At 45.0% G+C, this 5,338-nt stretch carries 3 protein-coding genes; all 3 read right to left on the reverse strand.

All coding sequences use genetic code 11. The features are described 5' to 3' along the window. Nucleotides 1-288 precede the first annotated feature (288 nt). Entirely contained in the window at nucleotides 289-1,830 is a 1,542-nt protein-coding gene (locus CA598_RS30885; protein ID WP_094870984.1) for a response regulator transcription factor, read from the reverse strand. Further along, a complete protein-coding gene (locus CA598_RS30890) occupies nucleotides 1,827-3,614 on the reverse strand; it encodes a sensor histidine kinase (RefSeq protein ID WP_094870985.1) in 1,788 nt (595 codons plus the stop codon). Before CA598_RS30890 ends, CA598_RS30885 begins: the two co-directional genes overlap by 4 nt. Before the next feature lie 182 nt (nucleotides 3,615-3,796). After that, complete coding sequence (xylB, locus tag CA598_RS30895) at nucleotides 3,797-5,293, reverse strand: xylulokinase (protein ID WP_094878976.1); 1,497 nt, start codon at nucleotides 5,291-5,293, stop codon at nucleotides 3,797-3,799. Between the last annotated feature and the right edge of the window lie 45 nt (nucleotides 5,294-5,338).

Below are 5,338 nucleotides of genomic sequence, written 5' to 3' on the forward strand. Positions count from 1 at the left end.
CTCGCGGTAGAAATCCGAGGATAAAGGCGAGCGCTCCGCTTCTACAGTTCCAAATATTCCTCTTCACTCCTTTTCCAGCAGATTTCATTGAACCGAAATCAAAAGAAAATGCATTATATCTCCGCCTGCATAAGCTTAACCAGGTATCTATTTAACTGCATTAATACTTCACCACGTACAATTGGTGGGAGTAGGGAAAACAAAAAAAAGACCCGTGGACTGAAGTTCGGAAAACCACCTGAACTCAGCCACGGGTATAACAGACAAGACAAGAACACCACACCATCCTTAGATGCTTTTTCGATAAGAAGTTGGTGAGATTCCTACATATTTACGGAACTTAGCATTGAAATAATCAGGGTTCATATATCCTACCTTCTCGGCCACCTCGTATACTTTCATCCCTTGCGTCAGAAATTCCTTAGCCTTCTCAATCCGCACTTTGTCCACGTACGTATTAAAATATTCCCCTGTCGTGTTCTTGAACATTTTGCCGAGATAAGCGCTGTTGTAACAAAACAACTCGGACAAGGTCTCTAGCTTTAGGTTCTCATTGTAGCGGCGGTTGATTATTTCTATGATCTTCTTTATTTCATTTCCACGCCCACTGGTCATCTGACCCGCAATTTCTTCGAGAAATGAGACAGCTTGATCCTGAAGATCAGATAAATAATAACTTTGATATAGCTCCCCTATTGGAGGGGAATGCTCTGCTGCATAGCTACGTATTTCCGGATACGTAGGCTCCAGACGGGCCAGCACAGTACTAAGGAGTCTCACAAAGGTCTCTTTAATTCGCAATTCGTCGCTGCCTGCAGATACAAGCTCAGCACAGATGGTCTGCACGATCGGTCGGATCGCGCCAAGACTTCCTGTCTCTACCGCAAGCAGCAGACGACTCTCTGTCTCTTGCGCGTCTTCACTCTCCTCTTTCATCTCCACCAGAAACCCTGAAGGATCTGCACTGATGATGATCCCCTTCTTGAAGAAGAAGGCGCGTCTTATTAGTTCACGTGCTGAATTAAACGATTCTCCCGCCATTTCAGGCCGAGGTACTACTCCCCCCGTTACTGCAATGAAGTCGTAACCCTTTGGTTCTATCACTGCAGATAACCCCTCATATAATTCTTCCCGTTTGCTTGTGCTCTGGTCCGGATCCTTCATGAGAATGCCCAAATACTGGGATAACGTAAAGAAAGAAGCATTAGGATGATTACTAAAATACTGTTCCATTACTATTTTGATTCCCCGGAGATCCTCATCATTTGCACCAGCTGTTTTTCTTAACGCAATGAGAATGACTTCATAATTCCCCTGATCGAGTCCTAGCGCATCCGCATGTCTGCTAAGGTCCTCCTCCAGTTCTTCCTCTGAAGTTGGCTGCAGAAGCGCACGAAGTAAAGTTTCTCTATTGCGAGCGGGCTCCTCCTCATTCCAGTCACTGAACCGCTGCTCCTGCTCGATCGTTTCATGTAGCTGTTCCAGACATACGATCATCTCATCCTCATCCACTGGCTTCAGCAAATAACCGTCAATCCGATAACCAATCGCCCGCTTAGCATATTCAAAATCCGCATGACCACTTAGAATAAGCACATGACTTTCTGAGCCTTCTTTTCGAAGCTCACTAATCATTTCTAGACCATCCATTCCAGGCATACGAATATCAGCAACGATCAGCTCCGGGTAGAAGGTATGATACTTTTCAAGTGCTTGCAAGCCATTAGCTGCTGTAGCTACCACCGTATAACCGAGTCTCTCCCATGGGATTAGACTCCGCAGTCCTTCCCGCAGCTTCGGCTCATCATCGACAATCATCACTTTTATCATAGATTGTTGTCCTCCATTGGTATGCAGAAGAAAATAACCGTTCCTACATTAGGTTTACTCTCAATCGTTAGCCCATACTCTGCGCCATAAGATAGTTTTAGCCGGTCATGGACATTACGAAGGCCAATTCGCTCACCTTCACGCTCTTCCTGGCGCTCAAGGGTGTTCTGTAATTCCTCCAGCTTAATTGGAGATATCCCCACTCCATTATCTGTAATCGTAAATTTAGCATGATCTCCAACTTGTATAACTTCCACCGTCACAAATGCTCCCTCCATCGTATTATCCAGTCCATGGATTACTGCGTTCTCGACAAGCGGCTGAATAAGGAGTGGAGGCATGTAAAGGGTTTCAACGGCAGGGTCTACGGTAAATTGATATTTCAACCTCTCCTCATAACGGAATTGCTGAATATCCAAGTAACAGCGTACCACTTCTAATTCCTGACTAAGCAAAACTTTACTTCGTCCTACCTCCAGGCTACTGCGCATCATTTTACCCAAAAGACGTACTACGCGAGCAATTTCCACTTGCCCTTTCATGTGAGCTTCCATTCGAATTGCTTCTAGTGCATTGAACAAGAAATGCGGGTTAATCTGGCTTGCCAGCATTTTGAATCGTATATCATTCTGTTTCTGTTCTAAAAGACGGTTCTGAGCATTGGATTCCTGTACCTCATACATCAAATCATTAACGCTACGCACCATGGAATTGAATTGACGAGCTAACAGGGCGATTTCATCCTTGCCATCAATTTTTAATGTCGTATCAAAATCCCCGGTACTGACTCGGTTAATATGTCTGCTTAAATGCAGCAATCGTCGTGAGAACAACGAAGAGAAGCTATATATAATTAAAAAGGCTAGAAGAACACTTATCGCAACTACAGTAATCGAAAGCTTAATCACTTGATTGGGTTCTTTCACTATACTTTCAATGGAAAAGACAGATATAATTCGTAGTGCATTTCGGCTAGATTGTGGTTTAAGCTCCTCGATCACAATTTTGGAGGCTTCACCATCTACTACTGCTTCATAGCTTCCACTCCCCTGGCCCAAGAGCTTGGTGTCAAAAGAAACATCCGCTAGCTTTTTACCTGTTCGATCTTTCCGGTTCGCTGCAATGATATTGTCCTGATCATCGACGATCATCGTATCGAAAGACTCCTGGCTTAGTATGGATGCAAGCTGCTGACTGTTCACATTAATAACGAGAACACCGATTTTGCTGGAGCCCTCCAGCTCGATTTTGCGAACAAGACTTAAATAATTCCGCTTATCACGCTCATCTTCGATATATTCCCAACCGACAAAGCTATCGTACCGCTGTGCTCTCTGATACCACTCACTCTCCTTAATTGCAGGAGAAGGATTGATCAGCTCCCAGTTGTTAAGCAGCGTAGCATTGTCAGTGTATAAACGAATGTTAGATATATCTTTATACAACCTAAGGTACTCACGCATATCCGAGTAATCGCGGTAAGCTTCCACCACATCATAAGTGCTAACATACTGACGAATGGCAAGTCTTTTTAACCGTGCATCATTACTCAATCGATATGCAATATCTTGAGATACACCGATGACTTCCTCCGTTCTTTTTTTTACCCGATCTACGTTGATTGAAGCTTGTTCCAGTGCGCTCTGAAACGCCATGGTTCTCATCTCAAACGTAAGATACCCGCCTACCAGTAATACCGGAAGTAACGTGGTGAGTAAAAAAGCAAGCAACAGCTTATTGCGGATTTTGATGTCATTCAACAGCCTAACCATCCATTGGAACATGGCCTTCCGCCCCCCGAAACCTTCACTACCTCATGCAGAGCTTATCTCTGCCTAGAGATACCCATACTTTACAGAAGAAAAATAAGTACGGCAACAACTTCATGTTCATAAAAAGGTCCTCCGCCATATGCGAAAGACCTTTTTTATCAGACATATCAAGCATAAACCTTCGGCGTCCTTATTTATTGACGGTATGCTGCCAGCTTGTTATTCAGTTCACGGGTCTGACCGTAGACTTCCTGATAGAGGTTAAATAAGCCGTCATAGATTGCCGCTTGCTTCGGATCTGGTTTATATACATCCGCAGGACGGATGAAAGCTTCTGCACATGCACTAAGAGAAGTGAACCAGCCGCTACCGTAAGCTGCCAACATCGCTGCTCCCATAGCCGGACCTTGCTCACTTTCAAGCTTCACGATGGATGCATTGAAAATATCTGCTTGCATCTGGAGCCATGCCTCATTCTTAGCCCCGCCACCGATCGCAATGATTTCTGTAATCTCTTTGCCTGAATCACGTACAATCTCGATAGATTCACGTAGCGAAAAGGTAATGCCTTCTAATACGGAACGTGTAAAATGAGTCAACGTATGCCCTGAATCCATACCAATAAAGCTTCCACGAATATTCGCATCTGGATGAGGTGTACGTTCCCCTACGATATAAGGTGTAAAGAGCAGTCCGCCGCTACCCGCTGGAATGGAGGACACTCCACTTAGCAATTCATCAAAGCTCTTGTCCGCCGCAAAGGTTTCTTTGAACCATGTAAGGCTATGCCCAGCCGCTAGAGTAACGCCCATAATATAGTAGGCATCCTTTTCACCATGGTTGAAGAAATGGACTTTGCCTTCGAGGTTTAAATCTTTATTGCTCTCATAGGAAAGGACCACACCAGATGTACCAATACTGCACATCGTCCGTCCTTCACCAAGGACACCCGCTCCGAGTGCGCCGCATGCATTATCCGCGCCACCAGCAAATACCTTTGTGGATGATAAAAGACCTGATGCTTCCGCAATATCCGGCAATAACGTTCCTGTCTGTTCAAAGGACTCTACCAGTCTAGGACAAAGGGAAATCGGCAGTTCAAAAGCTTCAGCAATTTCAGCACTCCAAGTTTTAGAACCTACATCTAATAGAAGCGTTCCTGCAGCATCGGAATAATCCATCGCATAATCACCGGTCAACCGGAGACGCACATAGTCTTTGGGCAACAGGAACTGATGCGCTTGTGATAATACCTCAGGTTCATTCTCTTGTACCCATAGAATTTTAGGGAGTGTGAAGCCTTCCAGCGCACGGTTTCTAGCAACCTCAATAAGCTTTGCTCCGAGCGTCTTCTCTATTCTTCTGCACTGTGCAGTAGTACGTGTATCATTCCAAAGAATGGCCGGACGAAGCACTTGTCCGTCCTTATCGACCAGAACTAATCCGTGCATTTGCCCGGAGAAGCTAAGACCGTCAACTTGTGATGGGCCTATGCCTGATACTTCAATCAAGCGACGAAGACTGACTAGCGTGCCTTTTACCCAGTCCTCAGGATTTTGTTCACTCCAGTTCGGCTGTGGTCTGCTTAGCGGGTAGGACTCGGAATGCTCAAAAGCCACCTTGCCTTGTGGGTCCACTAAAACAGTCTTCACTGCGCTAGTGCCCAAATCTACACCTATAACGTATTTCATTTTTGACCTCCTAAAAGTTTTGTGAGCATAGGCTTCATTGAATTA

It is taken from the genome of Paenibacillus sp. VTT E-133291, from assembly GCF_002264395.1.
GTDB lineage: Bacteria > Bacillota > Bacilli > Paenibacillales > Paenibacillaceae > Paenibacillus_AQ > Paenibacillus_AQ nitricinens.

What these genes read in the sequence shown, in the direction of transcription:
- CA598_RS30885 (WP_094870984.1), bottom strand. Translation starts at nt 1,830, where the DNA reads ATGATAAAAGTGATGATTGTCGATGATGAGCCGAAGCTGCGGGAAGGA.
- CA598_RS30890 (WP_094870985.1), bottom strand. Translation starts at nt 3,614, where the DNA reads ATGTTCCAATGGATGGTTAGGCTGTTGAATGACATCAAAATCCGCAAT.
- xylB (WP_094878976.1), bottom strand. Translation starts at nt 5,293, where the DNA reads ATGAAATACGTTATAGGTGTAGATTTGGGCACTAGCGCAGTGAAGACT.